Source organism: Streptomyces sp. 3214.6, assembly GCF_900129855.1.
Taxonomy (GTDB): domain Bacteria; phylum Actinomycetota; class Actinomycetes; order Streptomycetales; family Streptomycetaceae; genus Streptomyces; species Streptomyces soliscabiei.
This window is the reverse complement of record NZ_LT670819.1, coordinates 375,708-400,482: the sequence shown is the minus strand read 5'-3', so window position 1 is coordinate 400,482 and position 24,775 is coordinate 375,708. Positions and strand designations below refer to the sequence as shown.

At 69.1% G+C, this 24,775-nt stretch carries 21 protein-coding genes; 15 read left to right on the top strand and 6 right to left on the bottom strand.

The annotated features are described in order from the left end of the window. Positions 1 to 91: 91 nt before the first annotated feature. Positions 92 to 1,540 carry an aldehyde dehydrogenase gene (locus tag B5557_RS01645; protein WP_099938437.1) on the top strand — a complete coding sequence of 483 codons (1,449 nt, stop codon included), beginning with the start codon at positions 92 to 94 and terminating at the stop codon, positions 1,538 to 1,540. A gap of 73 nt (positions 1,541 to 1,613) precedes the next feature. On the opposite strand, the gene B5557_RS01640 is transcribed toward B5557_RS01645, so the two are convergent. Next, the gene (locus B5557_RS01640) at positions 1,614 to 2,300 is read right to left on the bottom strand and encodes a TetR/AcrR family transcriptional regulator (protein ID WP_079657425.1); all 687 of its coding nucleotides are present in this window, start codon (positions 2,298 to 2,300) and stop codon (positions 1,614 to 1,616) included. Positions 2,301 to 2,450: 150 nt separating this feature from the next. Here B5557_RS01640 and B5557_RS01635 point away from each other — a divergent pair, with 150 nt between their 5' ends. From B5557_RS01635 to B5557_RS01610, 6 genes are all read left to right on the top strand, one after another. Then, the gene (locus B5557_RS01635; RefSeq protein WP_079657424.1) at positions 2,451 to 3,731 is read left to right on the top strand and encodes a cytochrome P450; all 1,281 of its coding nucleotides are present in this window, start codon (positions 2,451 to 2,453) and stop codon (positions 3,729 to 3,731) included. Between the two features lie 41 nt (positions 3,732 to 3,772). Then, the gene (locus B5557_RS01630; RefSeq protein ID WP_079657423.1) at positions 3,773 to 3,967 is read left to right on the top strand and encodes a ferredoxin; all 195 of its coding nucleotides are present in this window, start codon (positions 3,773 to 3,775) and stop codon (positions 3,965 to 3,967) included. A 5-nt stretch (positions 3,968 to 3,972) separates the two neighbouring features. Further along, positions 3,973 to 5,202, top strand: a complete 1,230-nt coding sequence (locus B5557_RS01625; RefSeq protein ID WP_079664522.1) for an NAD(P)/FAD-dependent oxidoreductase — start codon at positions 3,973 to 3,975, stop codon at positions 5,200 to 5,202. Next, entirely contained in the window at positions 5,199 to 6,293 is a 1,095-nt protein-coding gene (locus B5557_RS01620; protein ID WP_079657422.1) for an NAD(P)-dependent alcohol dehydrogenase, read from the top strand. The genes B5557_RS01625 and B5557_RS01620 overlap by 4 nt, the downstream gene beginning before the upstream one ends. Before the next feature lie 274 nt (positions 6,294 to 6,567). Further along, positions 6,568 to 7,347, top strand: a complete 780-nt coding sequence (locus B5557_RS01615) for an SDR family NAD(P)-dependent oxidoreductase (RefSeq protein ID WP_079657421.1) — start codon at positions 6,568 to 6,570, stop codon at positions 7,345 to 7,347. Between the two features lie 227 nt (positions 7,348 to 7,574). Continuing rightward, positions 7,575 to 9,782: an ATP-binding SpoIIE family protein phosphatase gene (locus B5557_RS01610; protein ID WP_079657420.1), complete on the top strand. Its 2,208-nt coding sequence runs from the start codon at positions 7,575 to 7,577 to the stop codon at positions 9,780 to 9,782. Positions 9,783 to 10,036: 254 nt separating this feature from the next. Here the strand turns inward: B5557_RS01610 and B5557_RS01605 are convergent, their stop codons facing one another. The 4 genes from B5557_RS01605 to B5557_RS01590 form a co-directional block, all read right to left on the bottom strand. Continuing rightward, entirely contained in the window at positions 10,037 to 10,822 is a 786-nt protein-coding gene (locus B5557_RS01605) for an IclR family transcriptional regulator (protein WP_079657419.1), read from the bottom strand. 65 nt (positions 10,823 to 10,887) lie between these two features. Beyond that, positions 10,888 to 11,727: a fumarylacetoacetate hydrolase family protein gene (locus B5557_RS01600; protein WP_079657418.1), complete on the bottom strand. Its 840-nt coding sequence runs from the start codon at positions 11,725 to 11,727 to the stop codon at positions 10,888 to 10,890. Continuing rightward, the gene (locus B5557_RS01595; protein ID WP_079657417.1) at positions 11,724 to 13,415 is read right to left on the bottom strand and encodes a bifunctional 3-(3-hydroxy-phenyl)propionate/3-hydroxycinnamic acid hydroxylase; all 1,692 of its coding nucleotides are present in this window, start codon (positions 13,413 to 13,415) and stop codon (positions 11,724 to 11,726) included. The genes B5557_RS01600 and B5557_RS01595 overlap by 4 nt, the downstream gene beginning before the upstream one ends. A 49-nt stretch (positions 13,416 to 13,464) precedes the next feature. Next, the gene (locus B5557_RS01590; RefSeq protein ID WP_079657416.1) at positions 13,465 to 13,959 is read right to left on the bottom strand and encodes a VOC family protein; all 495 of its coding nucleotides are present in this window, start codon (positions 13,957 to 13,959) and stop codon (positions 13,465 to 13,467) included. Between the two features lie 412 nt (positions 13,960 to 14,371). Here B5557_RS01590 and B5557_RS43460 point away from each other — a divergent pair, with 412 nt between their 5' ends. The 7 genes from B5557_RS43460 (at position 14,372) to B5557_RS01555 (ending at position 22,112) form a co-directional block, all read left to right on the top strand. Continuing rightward, the gene (locus B5557_RS43460; protein ID WP_159424306.1) at positions 14,372 to 14,887 is read left to right on the top strand and encodes a DoxX family protein; all 516 of its coding nucleotides are present in this window, start codon (positions 14,372 to 14,374) and stop codon (positions 14,885 to 14,887) included. A gap of 94 nt (positions 14,888 to 14,981) precedes the next feature. Next, positions 14,982 to 16,451 (top strand): aldehyde dehydrogenase family protein, encoded by a 1,470-nt coding sequence (locus B5557_RS01580; RefSeq protein ID WP_079657414.1) that lies wholly within the window; start codon positions 14,982 to 14,984, stop codon positions 16,449 to 16,451. A gap of 33 nt (positions 16,452 to 16,484) precedes the next feature. Then, positions 16,485 to 18,020 carry a carotenoid oxygenase family protein gene (locus B5557_RS01575; RefSeq protein WP_231976210.1) on the top strand — a complete coding sequence of 512 codons (1,536 nt, stop codon included), beginning with the start codon at positions 16,485 to 16,487 and terminating at the stop codon, positions 18,018 to 18,020. Positions 18,021 to 18,090: 70 nt separating this feature from the next. Further along, positions 18,091 to 18,978 carry an SDR family oxidoreductase gene (locus B5557_RS01570; RefSeq protein WP_079657413.1) on the top strand — a complete coding sequence of 296 codons (888 nt, stop codon included), beginning with the start codon at positions 18,091 to 18,093 and terminating at the stop codon, positions 18,976 to 18,978. Next, a complete protein-coding gene (locus B5557_RS01565; protein ID WP_231976209.1) occupies positions 18,975 to 19,739 on the top strand; it encodes an SDR family NAD(P)-dependent oxidoreductase in 765 nt (254 codons plus the stop codon). The genes B5557_RS01570 and B5557_RS01565 overlap by 4 nt, the downstream gene beginning before the upstream one ends. Before the next feature lie 30 nt (positions 19,740 to 19,769). Beyond that, positions 19,770 to 21,452, top strand: a complete 1,683-nt coding sequence (locus tag B5557_RS01560) for a thiamine pyrophosphate-binding protein (RefSeq protein ID WP_079657412.1) — start codon at positions 19,770 to 19,772, stop codon at positions 21,450 to 21,452. 159 nt (positions 21,453 to 21,611) lie between these two features. Beyond that, positions 21,612 to 22,112 carry a VOC family protein gene (locus tag B5557_RS01555; protein ID WP_079657411.1) on the top strand — a complete coding sequence of 167 codons (501 nt, stop codon included), beginning with the start codon at positions 21,612 to 21,614 and terminating at the stop codon, positions 22,110 to 22,112. A gap of 518 nt (positions 22,113 to 22,630) precedes the next feature. Here B5557_RS01555 and B5557_RS01550 read toward each other — a convergent pair. Continuing rightward, on the bottom strand, positions 22,631 to 23,539 hold the full coding sequence (locus B5557_RS01550) for a nuclear transport factor 2 family protein (RefSeq protein ID WP_159424305.1): 909 nt from the start codon (positions 23,537 to 23,539) through the stop codon (positions 22,631 to 22,633). 142 nt (positions 23,540 to 23,681) lie between these two features. Between B5557_RS01550 and B5557_RS01545 the strand changes: the two genes are divergently transcribed. Continuing rightward, a complete protein-coding gene (locus B5557_RS01545; protein ID WP_079664519.1) occupies positions 23,682 to 24,167 on the top strand; it encodes a MarR family winged helix-turn-helix transcriptional regulator in 486 nt (161 codons plus the stop codon). Positions 24,168 to 24,775 lie beyond the last annotated feature (608 nt).

Here is a 24,775-nt window from a genome sequence, read left to right as displayed (position 1 = left end):
TGCAGTCCGCCTCAGCGACATCACGGTCCGTGCCGACGGCAAGTTCTACGTCCGCCGACCGGACCTGCACTTCCGAAGGAGCATGCAAACAATGGAACACATATACGGCTCTCTGTTCATCGGCGGCGACTGGATCGCACCGTCGTCGGCCGCGACGATCACCGTCGCCTCGGCGACCACCGAAGAGCCCATCGGACGGGTACCGGAGGCGGTGTCGGCCGATGTCGACGCTGCCGTCGCCGCTGCCCGCAGCGCCTTCGACGACCCGACCGGGTGGGCGACATGGGAGCCGGACCGCCGGGCCGAGGCGATGGAACGGCTCGCCGACATGCTCGGCAAGCGCGGCGAGCAGTTCGCGCAGCTCGTCAGCCGTGAGAACGGCATGCCCATCGTGACCAGCCGCCGCTCGGAGGCCGTGATCGGCGCCGCCGTACTGCGGTACTACGCCGCCCTTGCCCGGCAGACCGGCGTCGAGGAGTCCCGCCCGGCGGTGGCCGGCAACGGCACCACCGTCGTACGCCGTGCCCCGGTCGGGGTGGTCGCCGCGATCGTGCCGTGGAACTTCCCGCAGACCCTGACCATGTTCAAGCTGGGGCCGGTCCTCGCGGCAGGCTGCACGGTCGTCCTCAAGCCCGCGCCGGAGACCGCCCTCGACGCCTTCCTGCTGGCCGAGGCCGTCAGGGAGGCCGGCCTTCCACCCGGCGTGGTGAACGTCGTGCCCGCCGACCGTGAGGCTTCCGGCTACCTCGTCGGTCATCCCGGCGTGGACAAGGTCGCCTTCACCGGTTCCACGGCCACCGGCCGGGCAATCGCCGAGCAGTGCGGCAGGCTGCTGCGTCCGGTCACGCTGGAGCTGGGGGGCAAGTCCGCCGCGATCGTCCTCGACGACGCGGATCTGGAGCCCAACCTCGACGCGTTCTTCCGCGCGACCTTGAACAACAACGGGCAGACCTGTCTGATCGGCACCCGCGTCCTCGCCCCGCGCAGCCGCTACGGCGAGGTGGTCGACCTGCTCACCGACTACTTCGGCTCCCTCAGCATCGGCGACCCGCTCGACGAGGGGACGCGCGTCGGCCCGCTCGTCTCGCGACGGCAGCGCGAGCGCGTCGAGGGCTACATCGCCAAGGGCCGCGCGGAAGGCGGGCGGATCACCACCGGCGGCGGTAGGCCGCAGGGCCTCGACCGCGGCTGGTTCGTGGAGCCGACGATCTTCGCGGACGTGGACAACGACTTCACCCCGGCCCGCGAGGAGATCTTCGGACCGGTCCTGTGCGTGCTGCCGTACCACGATGTCGACGACGCCGTCCGTATCGCCAACGACTCCGATTACGGCCTCGGCGGCACCGTCTGGGGCACCGACATTGAGCGCGCCCTCGCTGTCGCCCGCCGGGTCCATACAGGAAGCGTCGGCGTCAACGGATACGCGCTGGACCTCGGCGCACCCTTCGGCGGCGTCAAGGACAGCGGCCTCGGCCGCGAACTCGGCCCCGAGGGTCTGGCCGCCTACCAGCAGCTCAAGAGCATCTACGGCATCGCCTGAACCGGAGGTGACGAGAGCGACCGCGCGGGTGATCCCCCTGAAAGGGATCATGCATGCAGGTGGGGCGCTCCGGTCAGGAAGACGCGGGCGGCCTGACGAGCGCGCGCAACGAAGCGGCGACGAACGCCTGAGCGTCGTCCTTCCCCTGGAAGGCAGGCCGTTTCGTCGCATGGCCCAGGGCGACCCGGCCGTGAGCGATGACGAACAGCAGTACGGTCGTCGGATCGACGTCGTCTTGCCCCAGAGGCATGACGAAGCCTGCCTCACGGCACCGTGCGACGGCCCGCTCCAGGGTGTCGTAGACCGGCCAGGGTGTGGCGTAGTCCTCCTGTGCCACACGGGCGTGGTCGGGAGAGGCCGAGAACAGCAACTCGTAGTTGGTCGGGTTCCTGGTCGCGTATTCGACATAGGCGGCGAGCTGTGCCTCCAGCTGCGCGAACGGCCCCTCGCCGGCTGCCTTTCGGTCGGCCTGATCCATCACCTTCGCGAGCTCGCCCCACGCCCTGAGCAGGAGGTGCCACATCAGATCGCCTCTGTCCTCGAAGTGGAGGTAGAGCGCGGGTGCGGTCACATTGGCCTCTCTGGCCACCGACCGCAGTGTCACTCCCGAGGGCCCCTTCTCGGCCAGCACCCGAGCAGCGGCGTCGAGCAGGTCGCCCCGCAGGCGTCCGCCTTCGCCCTTTCGATTGGGCGTGCGACGGGAACCGCCCCGTGGGCCGACGGCCTGCTCAGCCGACTCGCCGGTCGATTTCTTCGTCACGCGTGGCCCCTCTTCGTCCGCTCCACCAGGCCGTCATTGTTCCATACACCCTCGCACGAAATTATTGGTTTACAGGGGTTTACCAATCCATCCCGGCGCGTTACCTTCGTGACTGCCATCGAGGAAAATGCACAGCGAGAGGCACTTACCATGCCGGTACCCACACACCCACGCCCGTTCACTACGGACAAGGACATATCGAGCGTCGAATTCTGGTCGCGGTCCTTCGTCGAGCGGGAAGAGACGTTCGGCTGGCTGCGGAAGAACGCACCGGTGAGCTGGCATCCTCCGCTTCAGACCCCCGAGCTTCCGCCCGAGGTGCACGGGGAGCCGGGTTTCTGGGCCGTGGTACGTGCCGAGGACGTCGCCTTCGTGAGCCGCAACCACGAATTGTTCAGCTCCGACTCGAAGAAGCACGGCCGCTCGGTCCTGTTCCGGCCGACGGACCCCTCGCTCGTGCCGTCGCCGACCTTCCTCACCATGGACCCCCCGGAGCACACGCGCTACCGCCGCATCATGAGCGCAGGGTTCACCCCCAAGGCCGTGAACCGGCTGCGCGGGCTGATCGAACAGCGCGCCGCGCGGATCGTCGACCGCGTCATGGGGGCCGGCGAGATCGACTTCGTCACCGAGGTCTCGGCGAAGCTGCCGATGATGACAGTGGCCGACCTCGTCGGTGTCCCCGAGGAGCTGGTCGAGACGTTCGCCGAGGCCGGCGACCGCTTCGTCGGGGCCGACGACCCGGAGATCAACGGCGGCACGGACCGCACCCAGTTCGCGATGCAGCAGATACGAGTGCTGCGCGAGATCGGGGTCGACCTCGTCCGGCACCGCCGTACCCACCCCACGGACGACATCGCGACGGCGCTCGCACAGGCCGAGTTCGACGGCAAGCCGCTCTCGGACGACGACATCCAGTCGGCCATGCTGCTGCTCAGCGTGGCCGGAAACGACACCACCAAGCAGACCACCTCGCACAGTGTCGTCCAGCTGTGGCAGCACCCGGACCAGAAGGCCTGGCTGACGGAGGACTTCGACGGCCGTATCGCCGCCTCCATCGAGGAGTTCATCCGCCACGCCTCACCGGTCGTCGAGTTCGCCCGCACCGCGACCCAGGACCTGGAACTCGGCGGCCAAGAGATCCTCGCCGGCGACAAGGTCGTCGTCTTCTACGCCTCGGCCAACCGCGACGAGGAGGTGTTCGACGAGCCGCACCGCTTCGACCTGAGGCGGACGCCCGTCCCGCACTACGGCTTCGGCGGCGGAGGCGTCCACTTCTGCCTCGGCAACGGCATCGCGAAGGCGCAGTTGCGCGCCCTCTTCTCCAACATCCTCACCAAACTCGCCGACATGCGGGTGGGCGAGCCGGAAATGCTCCAGAGCGAATTCATCCACGGCATCCGCCACCTGCCCGTCGTCATCCCCAACTAGCAATTCATCACCGGCAATTCAGTTCAGTAAGGACACATGACATGAAGATCAAGGTGGACCGTGGCCGCTGCACCGGCATCGGCATCTGCGAGTCGGTCGCACCCGACTATTTCGAGGTGGGCGACGACGGCGGTCTCGTCCTCCTGCGCGAGCACATCGACGACCCACAGCGGGCGGAAGTCGAGGACGCCGTGCGCGCCTGTCCCGCGCTCGCCCTCTCGATCGTCGAGGACTGATGGCCATGACGTCGACCACTGGTGCCGGTCTCGTGGTGATCGGTGGCTGCCTCGCGGGACTGCGAGCCGTCCAGGCCGCGCGGCGAGGCGGCTTCCGCGGCCGGATCGTACTGGTCGGACGGGAACATCAGCTGCCCTACGACCGCCCTCCCCTGTCGAAGTCGTTCCTCACCGAGCAGGACGCCGAGCCGACCTTCTACATCGACGAGGCGGAACTCGCCGGACTCGACGTGGAACTGCGCCTCGGAGCGGAAGCCACCGGTGTCGACCTCGCCTCCCGGACCGTCACCGTCGGCGGCGCGCCCCTCGCCTACGACAAGCTGATCGTCGCGACGGGCGCGGACGCCCGCCCCCTGGCCGAGACACCCCCGCTCACCGGCGTGCACACCCTGCGCACGCTCTCGGAGGCGGCCGCGCTGCGCCACGCGCTGCGGGACGCGAAGAACGTGGTCATCGTCGGCGCGGGCTTCATCGGCTCGGAGGTCGCCTCCTCGGCGCGCACACTCGGCGCCCGGGTGACGATCGTGGAGGCGGCCGCCACTCCGCTGGTCCGCGCCCTCGGCGAAACCGTCGGTGCCGCGGTCTCCGGCCTCCATGGGCGTAACGGAGTACGACTGCTGCGCGGCACGGCGCTGGAGAAGATCGTCGGTGACGGGCACATCACCGCCGTCACTCTGAGTACCGGCGAGACCCTCGAAACCGATCTGCTCGGCGTCGGCGTCGGCGCCGCACCGGCCACCGGCTGGCTCCGCGATTCCGGGCTGGAACTCCACCCCGTCGACGGCGGCCTGGTGTGCGATGCCAAACTGCGCACGTCCAACGAGCACGTGTACGCCGCCGGCGACCTCGTGCACTGGCCGAATGCGCTCATGGACACCACCATGCGCCTGGAGAACTGGACGAACGCAGCCGACCAGGGGGCGCGTGCAGCCCTGAACGCACTCTTCCCCGAGAAGGCGCAGGGGTACGAGACGGTCCCGTACTTCTGGAGTGACTGGTACGGCCGGCGCATCCAGTTCGTCGGCACCGCGACCGCCGAGAGCGTCAAGTTCGTCGACAGCCTGCCGGACGACGACCGGTTCACCGCGCTCTATCGCACCGGCGACCGAGTGATCGGGGCCGCCACCCTCGACGAACCCCGACTGATCATGAAGTTGCGGCGGCTGATCGCCGCCCGCGGCAGCTGGTACGAGGCCGTGGAACTGGTGCGGGCCAAGTCGGTGAGCACCCGATGACGGCTACCCGCGCGGCGGTACTGCGCGGACACGACCGCGCGTTCGCCGTCGAGGACGTCGAGCTGGGCCCGCTGCGCCCGGACGAGATCCTGGTACGCATCGCCGGTGTCGGCCTGTGCCACACCGACATGATGCCCCGTGACCCCGGTGTCGCGGCCCGGCTCGGACCCGTCGTGCTCGGGCACGAAGGGTCCGGGGTGGTCGAGCAGGTCGGATCCGCGGTGACCAGAATTCAGGTCGGCGACCATGTCCTGCTCAGCTTCGACTCCTGCGGCTGGTGCGCGACGTGCCTGCGCGGGGCACCCGCCTACTGCACCGAGTTCTCGCAGCGCAACATGACGGGCCGGCGCACCGACGGCACCCACGGAGCGACGGACCGGGACGGTGCCCCGCTCGCGGTGCGGTGGTTCGGCCAGTCCTCGTTCGCCGGGCACGCCGTGGCCACCGAGCGCAACGCCGTCGTCGTGGACCGCGAACTCCCGCTCGAACTGCTGGGGCCTTTGGGCTGCGGGCTCCAGACGGGGGCGGGCGCGGTACTCAACGAGATGGCGCCGAGCACCGGCCAGTCGATCGCCGTCTTCGGTGCGGGCGCGGTCGGCCTCGCCGCCGTCATGGCGGCCAAGATCGCCGGTGCGGCCGACATCGTGGTCGTCGACCTCGTCCCCGGCCGTCTCGACCTCGCCCTTGAACTCGGTGCGACACGCACGGTCCTGGGCGACACCGACGACGTACTCGCGCGGATCGTCAACGGTGGTCCGGGCGTCGACTTCACCCTCGACACCACGGGCGTCCCCGGTGTGATGCGCACGGCCGTGGCATGCCTGGCCCGGCCAGGCAAGGCCGTGCTGGTCGGTGTCGGCAGCAAGGAGGTCTCCGTCCCGCCCGCGATGCTGGCAGGGCGCACCCTCACCTTCTCCCTGGAGGGCAACTCCGTCCCCCAGCTCTTCCTGCCGAGACTGCTCCGCTTCTGGGAGCGCGGACTCTTCCCGTTCGAGAAGCTCGTCCGTACCTACTCCCTGGACGACATCAATCAGGCGGAATCCGACGCGATCGCGGGAACCACCGTCAAGCCCGTGCTCCTGCCGGCGTGACGCTAAGAGATCACACCGCGGTCGACCACGAGTCGCCCCGATCCGTCGCGCCACCGAAGTGCAGCTGGTGCGATTCGGAGAACGTGACCCTGCGGTCTGGCGCCGATATGGGGACATGGTGCTACAGGCGCTGTGCCACTCCCCACACTGCCAACAGGACAGTACCGATCTCATCTACTGAGGCGTGCTCAGGAAACCGTCCGGGCCGCCCGCGGCGAACCCGGTTGTCGCCACCGCCTCGCATGAGAGGTGATCAAAATGAGGAGAGAATGCCATGGATCTGGAGCTGAAGGACAAACGCGCGGTGGTCACCGGTGGCAGCCGGGGCATTGGCCTGGCAGTGGGCCGGGCTCTCGCCCAGGAAGGTGCCGATGTCGCACTTGTCGGCCGCAATGCGCAGGCGGCGGCCGAGCAGGCCGCTGCGCTCGCCGCCGACACCGGGGCGCGTGTGATCGGGATCGGCGCGGACACCGGTGACGACGTCTCGGTGGCGACCATGGCTGCGGCCGCCATTGAGCAGTTGGGCGGCGTCGACATCCTGGTCAACAACGCGGCCATGACCAACCCCGGCGTGATCGCGGAGTCGGCGTTGGAAGCGGAGATCAACGTCAAGGTGCGGGGCTATCTGCGCTGTGCGAGGGCGTTCGCGCCCGGCATGGTCGAGCGCGGCTGGGGCCGGATCATCAACGTCGGCGGCGCTGCCGCGCGGCGCACTGGCTCGGTAACCGGCTCGATCCGCAATGTCGCCGTTGCCGCGCTGACCAAGAACCTCGCCGACGAACTGGGCCCACGTGGCGTGAACGTCACCGTCGTACACCCCGGCCCCACCAGCAGCGACACCATGGCCAAGGCGTTGGCGGCCAACGCCGAGTCCCGCGGGCTGACTGTGGAGGAGGTCGAACGCCAGTTCAGCGCGGCGATCTCGATCGGCCGGATCGTCGCGCCGGGCGAGGTCGCCGCAGTGATCGCGTTTCTGGCCAGCCCGCGCAGCGTCGCGCTCAACGGCGACCCGATCATCGCCAGCGGTGGTGAGCTCGGTCCCATCTACTACTGACCGCCCCGACGGGACGAACTCCCCATGGCGAGCCCCGAAGTCTGGCCGGCACCGTGTCCGTACGACGGCGGGGAACCTCCATGACAACCGACCTCCGCGCCTGGCCCCGGCCTCATGAGATCCGGCATCGCACAACGAATCGATGTACGACGAGCGACCGCCACTTCCCAATATCTGAAATGGTAGCAAATCAGAAATAACATAAAATTCTGCCATATATTTAGGGTATGGAGATGGACGTCGATGCCTTCCTTTGTGGTCTTGCTCGGGGACTCCGGCAACGGGCTGATCAGATGGCAGCCCCACTGGTCGAGAGCAAGCGCACCCACACCCCGACCGTCTGGGAGCACGACGATTTGGCCGCACTGGCGGCGCTGGAGGTGCACGAGCACATCGCTCTGATGTTGGACGTTCTGGAGAGTGGTCGCGGTGTCGCGGACGCGACCGTGCCGCCGACCGCCGTCGAGTTCGCCAGACGTGTCGCCGAGCGCGGGATTCCGATCAGCGAGCTTCTGCGCACCTATCGGGTCGCCCATGCCGGTGCTCTCCAGACGGCCCTGGAAGAGGTGGCCCGTCTCACCCGGGACGCGGAACTGCGAACCGCGGCGGCCGCTGAGTTGATCCAGCTGACGTTCGACTACGTGGACCGTGCATCGGAACAGGTCGTCGCGGTGTACCAGGAAGCGCGCGATCGCCGACTTCAGCGGCGTCTGCTCGTGATCAATGAGGCGAGCAGACGGATAGGGGGCACTCTCGATGCCGTCCGAACGGCTCGCGAACTGGCAGAAGTGGGCGTCGACCAGCTTGCCGACCTGGTCACTGTCGACCTGCTCGGCTCCGCGCTGCAGGAACAGATCCATGCCCACCCCGAGCCCGAAGCGTTTGTGCTGCATCGAGTTGCCCGGAAGTCCGCGTACGGAGGGAAGCCGGACCCGCCTGCCGTGGGGATGTCCTATCGATTGCCTGATGGATCGGAGCCGGCGCGCGCGATGGCGCAGGGCCGGCCCGTGCGTTACGCCATGACCTCCTCCGATCTGCCGGAATGGGCTGCGAGAACCTTTGCCGACAGCAACGACACGAGTACTTCAACCATTGGCTCGATCCTCCTGGCGCCGCTATGGGCCCATGGCAGTCCGCTGGGGCTGGCACAATTCGTTCGCCATCAGACACACGCGCCCTTCGATGATGACGATCTGCTCCTCGCTCAGGAGATCACATCCCGAGCTGCGGTCTACATCGACAATGCACGCCAGTTCGCCCACGAGCGTTCGACCGCACTGACTCTCCAGCACAGCCTGCTGCCACGGCATGTGCCCCAGCACCCGGCTGTCGAGACCGCGGTCCGCTACCTCCCTTCTGAGGCCCGGGCTGAGGTGGGCGGCGACTGGTACGACGTCATTCCCCTGTCCGGAGGCCGGGTCGCCCTGGTCGTCGGGGACGTGGTCGGCCGTGGTCTGCGTGCCTCAGCCACCATGGGCCGACTGCGTACGGCCGTTCGTACGCTTGCGGACATCGATCTGATGCCGGACGAATTGCTCACGCATCTCGACGACGTCGTCATCCGCCTGCAGAAACAGGAGGAACAGGGCGCTGACGAGACCAGCGCCACATGCCTCTATGCGGTGTACGACCCCGTGTCCCGTGTGTGCTCCATGGCCAGTGCCGGGCACCTTGTACCCGCGGTGGTCACTCCGGCGGGGGTGTCCGACGATCTCGCGGTACCCCGTCGGGCGCACTTCCCGGAGCTGCGGGTCGGTCCGCCACTGGGACTGGGCGGTCTCCCCTTCGAGATGAGTCAATTCCCACTCCCAGAAGGCAGCGTGCTCGCTCTGTACACGGATGGGCTCATCGAAAGCCGCACTCGTGACGTCGACACCGGCTTGGACCTGCTGCGTCACGTTCTCGAAGAGGCCTCAACGGAGCTGGAGGACACCTGTGACCAGCTGCTGTCGGCGCTCAGGCCCGTCCGGTCACCCGACGACGTGGCACTTCTGGTCGCCCGCACCCGGGTGCTTGACGCCGACCATGTCCTCACGCTGGACCTCCCCTCCGATCCGGAGATGGTCGCCCAGGCCCGTGCGTGCGCAGTCGGCCAACTGACCTCCTGGGGTCTGGTCGAGATGGCGTTCGCAACCGAGCTCATCGTCAGCGAGCTGGTGACGAACGCGATCCGGTACGGACGGTCGCCCATTCGACTGCGACTGATCCTCGAGTCCACTCTCATAGTCGAGGTCTCCGACTCCAGTAGCACAGCTCCGCACCTACGCCGGGCCCGTGTTTTCGACGAGGGCGGTCGCGGACTGCTCCTGGTCGCCCAGATCGCGGATCATTGGGGCACCCGGCACACCCGCGAGGGCAAGGTCATCTGGGCCGAAACATCGCTTCTCACCGTGGATCGCTCCGCGAAGCCGGCCGCAGTCCAGGCATCCCGTTGAACACCATGCGGTGGTCGCCCCAACGCCCGCCCCGGTGACCGTACTTCGGCAGGTGCGGTGCCAGTCGTCAGATCGCCCTGCCCCACGAGCAGAACAAAGATCCAGGAGCCACGTGATCAGCATGATCCGCCGGACACGGCCCCGAGCCGCGATGGCCCGGCGTCGGCGCAGCGGTTCAGTGCCGGGTACGGCTGATGCGAGGACGCCGGTGATGCGACCGTGCGGCAGCGGGCGTCCCAGGTCGCCGGGGCGGGTCAGCCCGCGACTACGGCCATCCGGTCGCTGATCTCGTGCGCGGTGGCGAGGACCTTCTGGGCGATCTCCGCCTCGGCCTCCGGGTAGACCCGGGAGGCGAGGGCGGCCACGCTCACCGCCGCGACCACCTGCTTGTTCTCGTCCCGGATGGGCGCTGCGATGCCCACCACGTCGGGGTCGAGTTCACCGCGGGTGATGGAGTAGCCGAGGCGGCGGATGCGGCCGATGCGTTCCATCAGGGCGTCGACGTCGGTCAGTGTGGCAGCGGTGAACCGGCGCAGTTCGGCGACCTCCAGCAGACGGCGGACCTCGTCGTCCGGGCTCCAGGCGAGCAGGACGAGGGCGGAGGCGCCGGCGTTGATGGGCAGGGCGCTGCCGCGCTCGTAGGAGATACGGACCGCGCGGGTGCTCTCCGCGCGGTCCACGCAGACCACCAGGTCGCCGGTGCGGCGGGTGAGCAGGACGGTCTCGTGCGTCTCCTCGACGAGCGCCTCCATCGCCGGCAAGGCGACTTCGGAGAGGCCGTAGCTGCGGCGGGCCAGCCGGGCGATCTCCAGCACCCGCAGGCCGAGCCGGAAGCCGCCGCCGGGGGCTTCTTCGAGGAAGCGTCCAGCGACCAGGCTCTGCAGGTAGCGGTAGGCGGTGGAGCGTGCCACGCCCAGCCGCTCCGCCACGGCGGTGCCGGAGACGACGAGGTGGACGTCGTCGAACATGGTCAGGATGTCCAGCGCCCGGTCAGCGGTGGAATTGCGGTCGCGGTAGCTGGGGGACGTGTTTCCTGACATGCGAGACACTCTAGCGGGTGGGCGCGGACCGGTGGGGGCCGCGCCCGGCTGCCCGCTTACCCGGTCTACAGCTGGTCCTTGACGACGGTGTTGCGCAGTTCTCCGATGCCCTCGACGGTGGTGACGAGTTCCTGTCCGGGGCGCAGGAACACCTTGGGGTCACGGCCGGCGCCCACGCCTCCCGGGGTGCCGGTGAGGATCAGGTCGCCGGGCAGCAGCGTGATGATGGTGCTGATGTAGGCGATGGTGTCGGCGACGTCAAAGAGCAGGTCGGCGGTGTTGGACTTCTGCATGGTGTGGCCGTCGACGCTGCAGGAGATGGTCAACCCGCAGGCGCCGGGCGGGAGTTCGTCGGGGGTGACGAGCGCGGGGCCGACGGGCGTGGTGGCCTCGAAGGTCTTGCCTGAGAGGAACTCGCGGGTGCGGTGCTGCCAGTCGCGGACGGTGACGTCGTTGGCGACCGTGTAGCCGGCAACGTGCTCCAGGGCCGTCTCGCGCGGTACGTGGCGGCCGCTGCGTCCGATGACGACCGCCAGCTCGGCTTCCCAGTCGAGGTCGTCGCTGACCGGCGGCATGTGGATGTCGTCGTGGGCGCCGACCAGGGAGCCGTCGTACTTGGCGAACAGGGTGGGGTGGGCGGGGGTGGGCCGGCCCATCTCCTTGATGTGGGTGGCGTAGTTGAGGCCGAGGCAGATGATCTTGTTGGGGTGGGGGATGAGCGGGGTGAGGGAAGCCTCGGCCAAGGGCAGGCGCTCGCCGTCGGCGGCGGCCGCCCGCTCGGGCCAGTCGTCGCCGGCGGCGAGCAGTGCGCCGACGTCGGAGAAGGGCAGCAGGACGAGCTCGTCGCCTTCCTGCCGGGCGGCGGCGGTCCGGTCATCGGCCACGCGCACGGTGCTGAGCTTCATCGGTGTACTCCTGGGGAGTCGTGCTGGACTTGGGGATCGGTGGCGGCGGTGGCTGCCTGCGGCGAGACGGTGGCCGTGAGGGGGCGGGCGGCGAAGCGCCGCAGCTCCGCGCCGACGTGCGCGGCTTGGGCGGGCCGGAAGACGGCGGCGACCAGACGGTCGGGCCGTACCAGTACGAAGGATCCGGTCAGCCCGGTGAAGAGGGCGTCGAGCCGGCCGTCGGCGTCGGCGATCCCCACCCGGCCGGCGCGCTCGCGCGGTGCGCGGTCGTCCAGGGAGACGTCCACAGGGGTGGCGTCCGGGAGGCCGGTTCGCGCGACGGCTGTCCAGTCGGTGTCGGTCACGTCGATGCCGAGCAGGCTCCAGCCCGGTCCGAGAAGGTCGTCGAGCCGTGTGAGGCGATGGTGCGCTCCGTGCAGCACCCGTGGCTGCGGCAGCATCGTGCCGACGAGTTCACGGCCTGGGCCGTCCCCGCGGACGACGGCTCCCGACGTCACGCGGGTGTCGGGGCGGTAGCGCATCTCGGTGAGGTAGCGGCGGCCCGGCGGGGTGAGCATGGCCGCGCGCACCAGCGCATCGCGCAGTAGGGCGCGCGGGCGGCTGGTGGTCATGACGATCCGGCCGAGCCGTACGGACAGGTCGATCACCGCGCGGGCGTGCGGGCGCCGCTCGGTGTCGTACGTGTCGAGCAGCGCGTCACCGGCCCGGCCTGCCAGGACCTCGTCGATCTTCCAGCAGAGGTTGGCCGCGTCCCGGACACCGGAGTTGAGGCCCTGTCCGGCGAACGGCGGCATCATGTGCGCGGCGTCGCCGAGCAGGAAGCAGCGCCCGTCCCGCAGCCGCTCGGCGAGCAGCGCGTGGAAGCTGTAGGCGACCGCGCGCTCCACCTGCTCGGGCGTTATCTCACGGTAGGGCTGGAGGAGTTGGCGCACCAGAGTGAACGCGGGAGGGGACCCCGCCTCGCACTCGCCGGGCTTCAGGCGGAACTCGTAGCGGCAACGGCCGCCCCGGCCCGGGACGATGACGACGGGCCGGTCGGGGGCGCCGTGGTGCATGCCGAAGCGCTGGTCGTGCGTGTCGTGAAGGGTGTCGACCACCAGCCACACCTCGTCGGGGAAGCTGCGCCCCTGCATGGGGATGGACAGCAGGTCGCGTACGGTGCTGCGGCCGCCGTCGCAGCCGAGGACGTAGGAGACGTCCAGCTCCTCGACCGGCCCGTCCTCCCCGCCCGTGCGCAGCGACACGCCCACGTGGTCGGGGTGCTGGGTGACGAGGCCTGTCAGCCGGGTGCCGAAGCGGACGTCCACGCTGGGGAGGCGACGCAACTGCTCACGCAGCACGCGTTCCAGGTCGGGCTGGGCGAAGGGGTTCTTGAACGGATGTCCGAAGCGCTGGTCGCCGGTGCCGCGAGCGTGGACGAGCGGCCGCCCGCCGACGCCGAAGTACCTGGTTCCGGTGCCCGGTACGAGGATCGGGTAGACCGCCTCGTCGAGGCCGTCGGCCGATTGCAGGGTGCGCAGCGACTCGTCGTCGAGGCTGATCGCCTTGGCGTCGTTGCTCGTGGTGGCGTTGCGTTCCACCAGCAGCACCGGTACGCCGCGGGAGCCCAGCAGATGGGCGGCTGCCAGGCCGGTCGGGCCGGCGCCGACGACCAGCACGGCGGGCTGCCGTACCGAGGGTTCTGTCATGAGGGGCCTTCCGCCGTTGCTTCGGTCGTTCCTTCTGCGGTCGTGAGGGCTACTGCACCGGCTGGTAGGCCGGGCCGCCCTCGGCCAGCAGCCGCTCGACCTCGGCGAAGATCTCCTGCGGAGGCAGGTCGAGGTTGAGGGTCTTGCGGAACGGCTGGCGCACGTCACGCTCGATGCGCAGGTAGACCTCGTTGCGGTTGCCCTCGGGGTCGAAGAAGTAGATCCCGATCGCGTTCCCGTGCGTCACCTCCTGCTGGACCTCGATGCCCTCGGCGCGGAACCGGTGATGGAAGTCGATGATCGACTCCAGCGAGTCCACGCGCCACGACACCTGGTGGGTGAGCTTGGCGCCGGCAGGGGCGGTGCGGCCCCGCTGCAGAACGAACTCGTGGTGCTCTTCCGTCGGCCGTGCGGAGAAGAACACGATGCCCTTCTCCTCGTCCTCGTCCGTGACGGTCAGCCCCAGCACCCGCTCGTAGAAGTCGCGCATCTTCTCCAGGTCGTCGACCCAGAAGCCGGTGTGACCCAACCCGGTGATCGCCATTACATGTCTCCTTTTGCGGGACGCGCGTTTCGTTTTATGGGACACTAGATCGATGCGTGGGGCACCGTCAACCGAGGAGAATCGCAACTTCCCACCCCTTGACGTCGTGCACCCTTCCGGTGCAGCGTCCTGTATCACGCTATTGGAGTCCGGATATGCGGGACGCATATATCGCTTTGGGGAGCCTGCTGGGACCGCTCAAGCCACTGCTGGAGGCAAACCCCATGACCTGTTCGGATGCCGGACGAGCCGCACCAGCCAGCGCGGAGGGCGCGCCTCCGCGCTGCAAGAGGTCATGGACTGCGCCATCTCGAAGGCCGAGGCGCTGCGAAGCCAAGCATTGAAGGCCCGGGCTGCGGCATGTCCGGCGGCCGTCCATCGACTCCCATGCCCACCCCCGAAGGAGAGCCCCGTGTTCCGCTTGTACCGCAGCACGACGTCCCGGACGGCCGGGCTGCACAGTGCCGCGCTCCTGATTCTGCGAGCCGTGACCGGCTGGCTGTTCATCCTGCACGGGCTCTACAAGTTCGGTGTGACCATCAACGGTTGGGAGAACGGCGTCCTCAAGCCTCTCGGGCTGCCCGTGCCCGGCCTGCTGAGCGGACTCGTCCCCGCGTTCGAGATCGCCGCCGGCGCTCTCCTGATCGCCGGGCTGCTGACCCGGGCCGTCGCCGTCCTGCTGTGCACAGAGATGGTGATTACCGGGTTCTGGATCAAGCTGAACGTCTGGCACACCGGCGTCCTCGGCCCGAATGGCGTGGGCGGAGCCGAGGTCGACTTTCTCTTCCTCGCGATCTGTCTGCTGCTCTCCGCCGCCGGTCCGGGCGCGCTGGCGGCCGATGCCGTGCTCGGCCTGGAGCGATCCTGGCCGGACAGCGACACGGACGACGGCAGGGACAGGACCTTCGCAGGGTGGCCTGCGGGATGAAACCGGAACCGAGGTCGGAAATCGCCCCACCTCACCATCTTCGAGACACGACACATAACCTTCGCGACACGCGCACCAAGTGGAACGGGACACCATGACATTTCTGGACAGCAGCACCTGGGAAGGCCGCATCTTCTCCGGCCTGGGCGAGTGGATCAGCGGCTCCGGCGAGACGTACGACGCTGTCGAGCCCGCCACCGGCAAGCCCCTGGGCCGCGTCGGCTCCGCCGCCCCGGCCGACGTGGGCAGGGCGGTTGAGCAGGCGGTGCGGGCCCAGCGCGAATGGGCCGCCCGGCCGTACTCCGACCGCGCCGCCGTGCTGCGCCGCGCCGCGCGACTCTTCGAGGAGCACCAGCAGGAGATCGAGACCTGGTTGATGCGGGAGTCCGGCGCGATCCGGCCGTTCGCCGCGCTGCAGGTCTCCAGCGGCGGCGCGGAGGAGTGCCACGAGGCCGCCGCGCTCGCCGGGGCGCCCTACGGTGAGCTGCTGCGTTCCGGGCAGCAGCGGCTGTCGTTCGCCCGGCGAGTGCCGGTGGGGGTCGTCGGGGTGATCGCCCCGTTCAACGTGCCAGTCATCCTGGCCATGCGGGCGGTCGCCCCGGCACTCGCCCTTGGCAACGCCGTCGTCCTCAAGCCGGATCCGCGTACCGCTGTCAGCGGCGGGATCGTCTTTGCCCGCGTCTTCGAGGAGGCCGGCCTGCCGCCCGGTCTGCTGCACGTCCTGCCCGGCGGCGCGGACGTCGGAGCCGCCGTCGTCGAACACCCGCAGATCCCCGTCATCGCGTTCACCGGCTCCACCCGGGCCGGCCGTGCCATCGGCATCGCCGCCGCCCAGCACTTCAAGCGAGCCCACCTGGAGCTCGGCGGTAACTCGGCGCTCGTCATCATGGACGACGTCGACCTGGACAAGGCCGCCTCGGTGGGCGCCTGGGGCTCCTTCGTGCACGCCGGCCAGATCTGCATGGCCAGCAGCCGCCACCTCGTCCACGCCTCGGTCGCCGACGAGTACACGGCCCTGCTCGCCCAGCACGCCGACGCGCTCCCGGTCGGCGACCCGACCACCGAACACGTCGCTCTCGGCCCGATCATCGACGCCGGACAGCGCGACAAAATCCACCGCATCGTCACCGAGACCGTCGAGGCCGGTGCCCGGCTGGCCGCGGGCGGCACCTACGAGGACCTGTTCTACCGGCCGACCGTGCTGACCGACGTACCGCTGACCGCGCCCGCCTACGCCCAGGAGATCTTCGGCCCCGTGGCGCCCGTCGTCCCCTTCCAGGACCTCGACGAGGCGGCCCGCCTGGCCGCCGACACCGAATACGGACTGTCCCTGGGCATCCTCACCCGCGACGTCATGAAGGGCCTCGCCCTCGCAGAGCGCGTGCCCAGCGGGCTCGTCCACATCAACGACCAGACCGTCAACGACGAGGCGCTCATCCCCTTCGGCGGGGTCGGCGACTCCGGCACCGGGTCCCGGCACGGCGGCGCGGCCGCCAACCTCGAGGCCTTCACCGAACAGCAGTGGGTCACCGTCCGGGGCGAGCTCCCGCACTACCCCTTCTGACCGCCCGCCCCACAGAACCACACGGAGATCTCCATGCCCCCGACTCCCGTTCCCCCGACCCTCATGACCGTCGCCCCCCGCCAGAGCGGACAGGCCGCCGCCCCCTCGCACGCGGAAGCCGGCTGGTCCACGGACAACAAGTTCCTCAACGGCCCCTTCGCCCCGTGGACGGAGGAGAGCGAGGCGTACGACCTTCAGGTGGACGGCGAGATACCGTCCGACCTCGCGGGCGCTCTGTTCCGCGTCTCCTCCAACCCCCGCTTCGAGCCGCGCAACACCGACCGCTACCACTGGTGGGAGGGCGACGGCATGGTGTGCGGCATCTACCTGCGCGAGGGCCGGGCCGCCTACCGCACCCGCTGGGTGGAGACCGACTCGATGAAGGTCGAGGTGGAGGCGGGGGAGGCGATCTACAGTGGCTTCGTCAACGGCGGCACCCCGGGCCGGCTGCCCGAGGGCGCCCCGCGCGCCAAGAACGTGGCCAACATCAACGCCGGTGTCTTCGACGACCACCTGATCGTCTACTTCGAGGGCGGGCTGCCGCACGCGCTGGACCCCGAGACGCTGCGCACGCTGGGCACGTACGACTTCCACGGCGGCATCGACGTCCTGTGCACCGGCCACTACAAGACCGACCCGGACAGCGGCGACATGCTGTTCTTCGCCGCCGTCGGATCGACCATCACCTGGTACCGCGCCGACGTCAAGACGGCCGAGATCATCGACTCGCACTCCTTCGACATCGGCGTGCCGGTCCTCATGCACGACTTCGCCGTCAGCGACACCTACGCCATCTTCTTCGTCACACCCGCCCAGTTCCGCCTGGACCTGGTGGCACAGAGCAGGCCCGGCGTGGTCTGGGACGAGAAGTCCCTCGAGCACGGTGTGCAGATCGTCCTGATGAACCGTCACACCCATGAGGTCACCTGGCACGAGCTCGGCGGCCACTGGGCCAACACCCACTTCTTCAACGCCTACGAGCAGGACGGCCAACTGGTCATCGACGGGCACCGCATCAGCCGGCTCGGGACCCCGATCGACCGCATCGGCACGCCGGTGACCTCCCACGAGTGGTTCCCCCCGGCCCAGCCCTACCGCTGGCGCGTCGACCTGGCGACCGGCCGGGCCACGGAGGAGATGATCAGCGGCATCTTCGGCGAGTTCCCGAAGATCAACGATGCGTACACGGGCCGCCCGAACCGCTACGGCTACTTCGTCACCACCCGCGGCCTGGCCGACGACATCATGTCCGACGGACTGGCCCGCCACGACTACCTCCTCGACCACACCACCGTCGTCGAAGGTCCGGAGGGCCTGACCAGCCCCGGCGAACCGGTCTTTGTGGCCCGCGAGAACGCGAGCGCCGAGGACGACGGCTACCTGCTCTCGCTGTGGTGGAACCGCACCACCAACCTCACCGAACTGCTCATCCACGACGCCGCTGACCTGCGCCGCACCCCGCTGGCCCGGGTCAAGCTCCCCAGCCGGGTGCCGTTCGGCTTCCACGGCAGCTGGGCCGACCACGCCACGCTGGACCGAGCCATCGACGCTCACCGCAGCAACGACTGACCGTCCCGGGCCGTCGCAGCGTGAGATCGAAGACACCCGCGGCCTGCCGCGGGGAAAGGAAACACCCACCATGCGAGATTTGGCGGGCAAGACCGCCTTCATCACCGGCGGGGACAGCGGCATCGGTTTCGGCGTGGCGCAGGTCCTGTGCCAGGCCGGAATGAACGTGGTGATCTGCGGAGTCGTCGCAGAGACACTCGCGAGCGCGCAACGCGAACTCGCGAGCATCGGCAAGGCCGAGGCCGAGTCCATTCAGCTCGACGTACGGGACCGGGAGGCGTTCGCGGCCGTCGCCGACCGTCTCGACGCCGACTACGGCGGCGTGGACGTGCTGGTCAACAACGCGGGCGTCGGATTCCTCGCGCCGTTGGCCGAGGCGACCTTCGAACAGTGGGACTGGGTGCTCGACATCAACCTCACGGGCGTCTTCAACGGCATCCGGACCTTCCTGCCGCGCATGCTGGCCTCCGGCCGTCCGGGGCACATCGTCTCGACCGCGTCGATCGGCGGTCTGCTGGGCACACCGGGAGCGCTCTACGTGGCCGCGAAGTTCGGTGTGGTGGGGCTGATGGAGGCGCTGGCAGCCGAACTGAGGGGCACCCCGGTGAACGTGTCAGTCCTGACGCCGGGCATCGTCCGAACCAACATCCACAAGGGACCGCCGCCCCCTGGCGAGCCACGGACGCACGCGCCGTCCGCCACCGCGGAGGCCGATCTGCATGAGGCGGCGATCCAGCCGCGGGAAGTCGGCGAGCGGGTCCTGCAAGCGATTCAAGAGGAAAGGCTCTACGTGCTGACGCATGCCGAGCATCGGGAACTGCTCGCCCGGCGGTTCGACGCGATCCTCGCGTCGGTACCCACCGACCAGGGGGACCCGCGCCGAGCCGCGGTGGAGCGGACGGTCCTGGCCAACCCGATCTACGACGAGATCCTGACCGCGAAGGGGGCCCGACGGTGACGGCACACGACATGAAGGGATCGGTCGTGCTCGTGACCGGCGCCGGTTCGGGAATCGGGCGGGCGGCGGCGGAACTGTTCGCCGAGCGCGGCGCGGCCGTGGTCGCGGCGGACCGCTCCGAGTCCGCCGCCGAGACCGTCTCCACCATCACCGCGGCGGGTGGCAAGGCGACCTTCGTTCAGGTGGACGTCTCGGTCGAAAAGGACGTCGAGAACATGGTCGCCACGGCGATCGACACCTACGGCACTCTGGACGCCGCGTTCAACAACGCGGGAATCGCGCCCCCTGTGGGCCCGATCGAACAGCTCAGCAGCGACAGCTGGGAGCTGTCGGAGTCGGTGAACCTGCGTGGCGTGTGGCTGTGCATGAAACACGAACTCGCCGTCATGGTGCCGCAGGGACGCGGCGCGATCGTGAACACGTCATCGGTCGCCGGCCTGGTGGGCAACCCCGGGGGCGGGGCCGCGTACTCCGCGTTCAAGCACGGCGTCGTCGGGCTGACCAAGTCCGCGGCCGCCGAGCACGGCCGGCACGGGATCCGTATCAACGCGATAGCCCCGGGCCTGACCCGCACCGGAATGCTGCGGCACTTGGAGGAACACGAGAACCTCGACCCCGCCGCCGCGGCGGCCGGGACCCCGCTCGGCCGCGTGGCGGGGCCGCGGGAGGTCGCCGAAGCCGCGTACTGGCTCGCTTCCCCACGGGCGAGTTTCGTCACCGGTCATGTCCTGGCCGTCGACGGCGGCGAAACCTGCGTCTGACGTCCGCGTCCGGAAAGGAAGCAGCATTCCATGACCCGTGTGTCCGGCGGCGACCTCGTCGTCCGTCTCCTCCAGCAGGCCGGTGTCGACCGGATGTTCGGCATCAACGGCGCGCACATCGACTCGGTGTACCAGGCCGCACTCGATCATCAGCTGCCCATCGTGGACACGCGGCACGAGATGAACGCGGGCCACGCGGCGGAAGGCTACGCACGCGTGCGCAACGCTCTCGGGGTCGCGTTGCTCACCGCCGGCGGCGGGTTCACCAACGCCGTGACATCGATGGCCAACGCCCACCTCGACCGCACTCCCGTGCTCTACCTCGCCGCGTCCGGGCCGCTCGCCGACGACCAGACCAACACCCTGCAGGCAGGGCTGGACCAGGTCGCGATCGCCACACCCGTCACCAAGTGGGCGCATCGGGTGACGCGCGCCTCGCTGATTCCCCGCATCCTGGCCCGCGCGATCCGCACCGCGCTGTCCGCGCCGCGCGGGCCCGTGCTGGTGGACATCCCCTGGGACGTGCTGACCGAGCAGCTCGACGAGATGCCCGACCTGGCGACGGAACTCCTGCACGGCGCCGACTTCGGGCCGGGGCTCTCCCAGGCCGGGGCGGACCGGATCCTCGGGCTGCTGTCTCAGGCCCGGCGGCCGGTGATCGTCGCGGGGTCCGAGGTGCCGAGATCCGGCGCCGACGGCGAGCTTCGCGCTTTGGCCGAGCGACTCGGCGTGCCCCTGATGTCGGACTACGAGGGCCTCGGCGCGATCTCGCGCAGCCCCATGAACTTCGGTCTGTTGCAATCGCTGCACGGCCTACCGCCCGGAGAAGAACCCGACTTGGTGATCATGGCGGGTCTCCGGTTCGGTCTCACGACCGCGCACGGCTCGGGCGCGCTGATCCCGCGTGACGCGCGTGTGGTGCAGATCGATCCCTCCGGCGCCGAGCTGGGCCACCTGCAACCCGTCGAGCTGTCGGTCGCCGCCGACCCGCTGCCGGTGTTCCAGGACCTCAACCGGGGGCTCGCGACCAGGCAGGCGACCGGTCCGGATCTGGCGGGCTGGCGGAACATCTTGCGGGCGCACCTGCAGCGGCGTCGCGAAGCCGTGGCCGCTCAGGTCGTCCACGACGAGCGCGTCCACCCGTACGACGCCGTACGCGCCATCGCGGAAGCGGTGCCCGAGTCGTCGGTGGTCGTCGCCGATGGCGCACTCACCTACCTCTGGCTGTCGGAAACGATCTCCGAGGCGCGGGTGTCCGCGTTCCTCTGCCACGGCTATCTCGGCTCCATGGGAGTCGGCGTGGGGGTCGCGCTGGGAGCGCAGGCAGCGGTCGAACCCGGCACGAACGTCGTTCTCGTGACCGGTGACGGGTCCGTCGGCTACAGCCTCGGCGAGTTCGACTCGATGGTGCGCGCCGGGCTCGGAGCGATCGTCGTCGTGCTCAACAACCGGGCCTGGGGCGCCACTTTGCATGCGCAGGAGATCGTGCACGGCAAGGACCGGGTGGTCAACAACCGGCTGGAGAACGGTTCTTACGCCGCCGCCGCGATCGCGCTCGGTGCGGACGGCTACCAGGTCCGCACTCTCGACGAGCTCGCGCCGGCCCTCGCCAAGGCTCTCCGGAGCGGACGGCCGTCCTGCATCGAGGTCCACGTCAGTCTCGACCCGATCCCGCCGGAGGAACGGGTGATCATGGGCGGCAGCCCGTTCTGACTGCACTCTCCTGGGTGAGAACGTGCGGCCGCCATCGTCAACGGCACGGGAAATCGTGCGACGCGCGGGCGGTGGCGGCTCTGAACGGTTGGTATGCACCTGATGGCACACCAACCGTGGCAGCGGCCCTAACTGTTCGATGATTGTGAGGGATTTGCCATGTTGTTCGACTTCGGCCAGCCCACCGACGGCCTCATCCAGATGGCGTTCGTCGTCGAGGATCTCGACGGGGCGATGGCTCGATTCCGCGAGAGCTTCCGGGTCGGTCCGTGGACGGTCCTACGTGACTTCGCCGGCGAGAATCCCCGCTACCGGGGCGAACCCTCCCAGGCACGCGCGCACGTGGCGCTCGGTTTCGGCGGGCACATGCAGTACGAACTCATCCAGCCCGCGGACGAACTGCCGTCGGTGCATCGCGACGTGATCACCCAGCAGGGGTACGGCTTCCACCACTTCGGCTACGCCACGACTGCTTTCGACGAAACGGTGGAGGCGATGCACCGGAAGGGATATGAAACCGTGTTCAGCGCGTCCGTCGGATCCGACTCCCGGGTCGCCTATTTCGACACCCGCGATGTCCTTCCCGGCATGACCGAGCTCATCGAAGCGAGCCCGGGCCTCGACGCGACCTTCACCGACATGTACAAGGCATCCCTCTGAGACCGCGGGACGCGCGTACAGGGTTGCGCGCCGGGTCGCGGACCGGTGGAAGCCGGGGCGGATCCGAGTGGCGGTGTAGTCGACAGTGTCTGTCGACCCCATGATCGACCCTCGATGACGTGGAAGGTCATCCGGGTCGCGGAGGTGAAGGTGAGCTCCACGACGAACCGGCCGAAGACGGTGTTGTCGCCGTAGTCGGCTCACCAGGTCTGACCGCGACGCTGGGGAGCACGGCATCGGTCTCGACGCCGCCCGCGGAAGCGTCCTGAGCGGCCCAGGCAGCCGGCTTCGGTGTGCCGCCGGAGTCGGCGAAGGAAGCGCTCGTGCCCGCGGCCAGGGCGAGAGCCAGCGGGACGGAGACAAGCGATGCGCGGGGGAGCTTCATCGGGATTCATCTTTCCGGACCGGCGTGCGGCACACGGGCCCTGGATCACGCCAGGATGGGGCTGTTCGAGGGGGGACTTGAGTGAGAGCTGGGGCGCTGCCGAACGGCAGCGCCCCAGCTCCCGTGCTTCGGGTCAGAACATGCCGTTGCCGTTGGCGGAGGTGGCGGGCACGTTCTGGACGATGTCCCAGTGCTCCACGACCTTGCCGTTCTGCACCCGGTAGATGTCGAAGACACCGGAGGCCATGTCCGGCGTGAACGTGCCGTGGGACTGGATCACGACCAGGTCGCCTTCGGCGATGACCCGGTAGATGTCGGAGTGGAAGTCGGGGAACGCCCCGAACATCCCGGCGATCCCGTCCTTGGCCGCCTGGATGCCGTTGGCGAAGCCGGGGTTGTGCTGGTAATAGGGGTCGACGATGTAGCGGTCGAACCCGGTGACGTCCTTGTCCACGAACACTTGCCTGTACATGTCCGTGACGAGCTGCTTGTTGGACGTGGTGGGCGCGCACGGGGCCGGTCTGCTCACCTGCGGGGAGCTGAGCGTCGAGAACATGTCGTTGCCGCTGACCGTGGTCGCCGGCACTTCCTGGGTGGTGTCCCAGTGTTCGACGATCTTGCCGCCGGACAGGCGGTACAGGTCGAGGACGGAGTAGCCCCTGGTGCCCGGGTCGAGGACCAGGTTGCTGTGGACGGCGACGAGGTCGCCCTCCGCGATGACGCGCTTGACCGAGACATATGAGTCGGGGTGGGCCGCGTTCTGCGCGGTCAGGTAGTCGCGCAGTCCTGCCTGCCCGTCGGCGATGCGGGGATCGTGCTGGACGAAGTCCGCGCTGAGGCGGGTGTCGATGGCCGACAGGTCATGCCGGTTGTACAGCCGCTGCGTGAAATCCGCGACCAGCGCCTTGCTTCTGGCGAGATGCGAGGCGTCGACCTGGGATGCCGTTACGGCGGTCCGGGATGCCGCTACGGCCGGTTCGCCGACGAACAGAACGGCGGAGAGCGCGAGGGCGCCGGCCAGCGCCCTTGTAAGTGGTCTCACAAGTTCCTCTTTCCCGAAAGTATCTTGCCAGCAAGGTATATGCATAAACATCTTGCTCGCAAGACTCTGTCGGGCGAGGTAAGGTGCGGCGGGCGGCGCCACCGGCATGGCAGGTGCACCGCAGTGAAGGAGGGAGTGCGGTATGAGCACGTCAGGTCGGCCCCGGGCTGGGCGTGGACGGAATGCGTCCGTCGACGACGAGACACTGGTGACCTGGTGGGGGCTCATTCTGGAGGGCTTCAGTCACGCCCATGGCCGCATCGACGCGGATCTGCGCGGAGTCGCGGATCTGCCCGGGCCGTGGTTCGAAATCCTGCTGCGGCTCTCACGGACACCCGGCCGCGAACTCCCGCTCACCTACCTCGCCAAGGAGGTCGCGTTCTCCAGTGGCGGGTTCACCAAGATGACCGATCGGCTGGTCGCGGGCGGCCTGATCGAGCGGCGGCCGAGTCCCACTGATCGCCGCGTCACCCTGGCCGGGCTCACGCCGCAGGGCGCGCGTGTCCTCGACCGTGCGCTCCAGGTGCACCTCGACAGCCTCCGGCGTTACGTCCTCGAGCCGCTGGGAGCCCAGCAACTCGAACAGGTGGCCACCGGCATGAAGGTCCTACGCGACCAGGAGGGCTGACGCGCGCCCCCTGGCCTGGTGTGCTGGGTTGGCAAGGCGTTTCACGCCTGCCCCTGCGGACGGGTGCCCCCGGGAATCGCATCCTGATAGCCCGGACCAGACTCCTGATAACCCGGACTCTCCTTCCCGGTATGGAGGGACAACGGCTCGCGTGTCGCGCTGCAGCTCCCCTTTGATCGGGTGATTCCAAGGTCGCGGTGTCGCGCTCACGGGTAAGACAGCGAGGCGGCCTTCTGTGTCGTGATGGCGGAGGCGTAGCCGTGTGGACCATGGGGCCGACGGCGAAGTGCGTGCGGGAGGCCCAGGACTGCGGGCGAGGGCGTCGGGGGTGACGCCCGAGGCGGTCGGCGCGTGTGACCTGCAGGGTAGTCATGTCGAGGGGGAGCGGGCGGGCCGCCGCCTCGCCGATCCTGGAGTTCGAGCACCCGCGGCGGCCGCGATCGCGGGGCGACGAGGGCAACCCGCCGCCCCCGGCGGCCAGTTGACGGCCCCTGCCGCGCTGATGTCACTGCCGGCGCCCGGTGGCGCGGCCACCCGCCCGGCCGGCGGTGCACGGCATCCAAGATCTTTCTGAATGTCCCATGAATTAGGACTAGCGTTTCGACATG

What these genes read in the sequence shown, in the direction of transcription:
- B5557_RS01590 (WP_079657416.1), bottom strand. Translation starts at nt 13,959, where the DNA reads ATGGCGATCACCGGGTTGGGTCACACCGGCTTCTGGGTCGACGACCTG.
- B5557_RS01635 (WP_079657424.1), top strand. Translation starts at nt 2,451, where the DNA reads ATGCCGGTACCCACACACCCACGCCCGTTCACTACGGACAAGGACATA.
- B5557_RS01620 (WP_079657422.1), top strand. Translation starts at nt 5,199, where the DNA reads ATGACGGCTACCCGCGCGGCGGTACTGCGCGGACACGACCGCGCGTTC.
- B5557_RS01630 (WP_079657423.1), top strand. Translation starts at nt 3,773, where the DNA reads ATGAAGATCAAGGTGGACCGTGGCCGCTGCACCGGCATCGGCATCTGC.
- B5557_RS01555 (WP_079657411.1), top strand. Translation starts at nt 21,612, where the DNA reads ATGTTGTTCGACTTCGGCCAGCCCACCGACGGCCTCATCCAGATGGCG.
- B5557_RS01615 (WP_079657421.1), top strand. Translation starts at nt 6,568, where the DNA reads ATGGATCTGGAGCTGAAGGACAAACGCGCGGTGGTCACCGGTGGCAGC.
- B5557_RS01595 (WP_079657417.1), bottom strand. Translation starts at nt 13,415, where the DNA reads ATGACAGAACCCTCGGTACGGCAGCCCGCCGTGCTGGTCGTCGGCGCC.
- B5557_RS01645 (WP_099938437.1), top strand. Translation starts at nt 92, where the DNA reads ATGGAACACATATACGGCTCTCTGTTCATCGGCGGCGACTGGATCGCA.
- B5557_RS01625 (WP_079664522.1), top strand. Translation starts at nt 3,973, where the DNA reads ATGACGTCGACCACTGGTGCCGGTCTCGTGGTGATCGGTGGCTGCCTC.
- B5557_RS01575 (WP_231976210.1), top strand. Translation starts at nt 16,485, where the DNA reads ATGCCCCCGACTCCCGTTCCCCCGACCCTCATGACCGTCGCCCCCCGC.
- B5557_RS01545 (WP_079664519.1), top strand. Translation starts at nt 23,682, where the DNA reads ATGAGCACGTCAGGTCGGCCCCGGGCTGGGCGTGGACGGAATGCGTCC.
- B5557_RS01600 (WP_079657418.1), bottom strand. Translation starts at nt 11,727, where the DNA reads ATGAAGCTCAGCACCGTGCGCGTGGCCGATGACCGGACCGCCGCCGCC.
- B5557_RS01610 (WP_079657420.1), top strand. Translation starts at nt 7,575, where the DNA reads ATGGAGATGGACGTCGATGCCTTCCTTTGTGGTCTTGCTCGGGGACTC.
- B5557_RS01570 (WP_079657413.1), top strand. Translation starts at nt 18,091, where the DNA reads ATGCGAGATTTGGCGGGCAAGACCGCCTTCATCACCGGCGGGGACAGC.
- B5557_RS01605 (WP_079657419.1), bottom strand. Translation starts at nt 10,822, where the DNA reads ATGTCAGGAAACACGTCCCCCAGCTACCGCGACCGCAATTCCACCGCT.
- B5557_RS01580 (WP_079657414.1), top strand. Translation starts at nt 14,982, where the DNA reads ATGACATTTCTGGACAGCAGCACCTGGGAAGGCCGCATCTTCTCCGGC.
- B5557_RS01560 (WP_079657412.1), top strand. Translation starts at nt 19,770, where the DNA reads ATGACCCGTGTGTCCGGCGGCGACCTCGTCGTCCGTCTCCTCCAGCAG.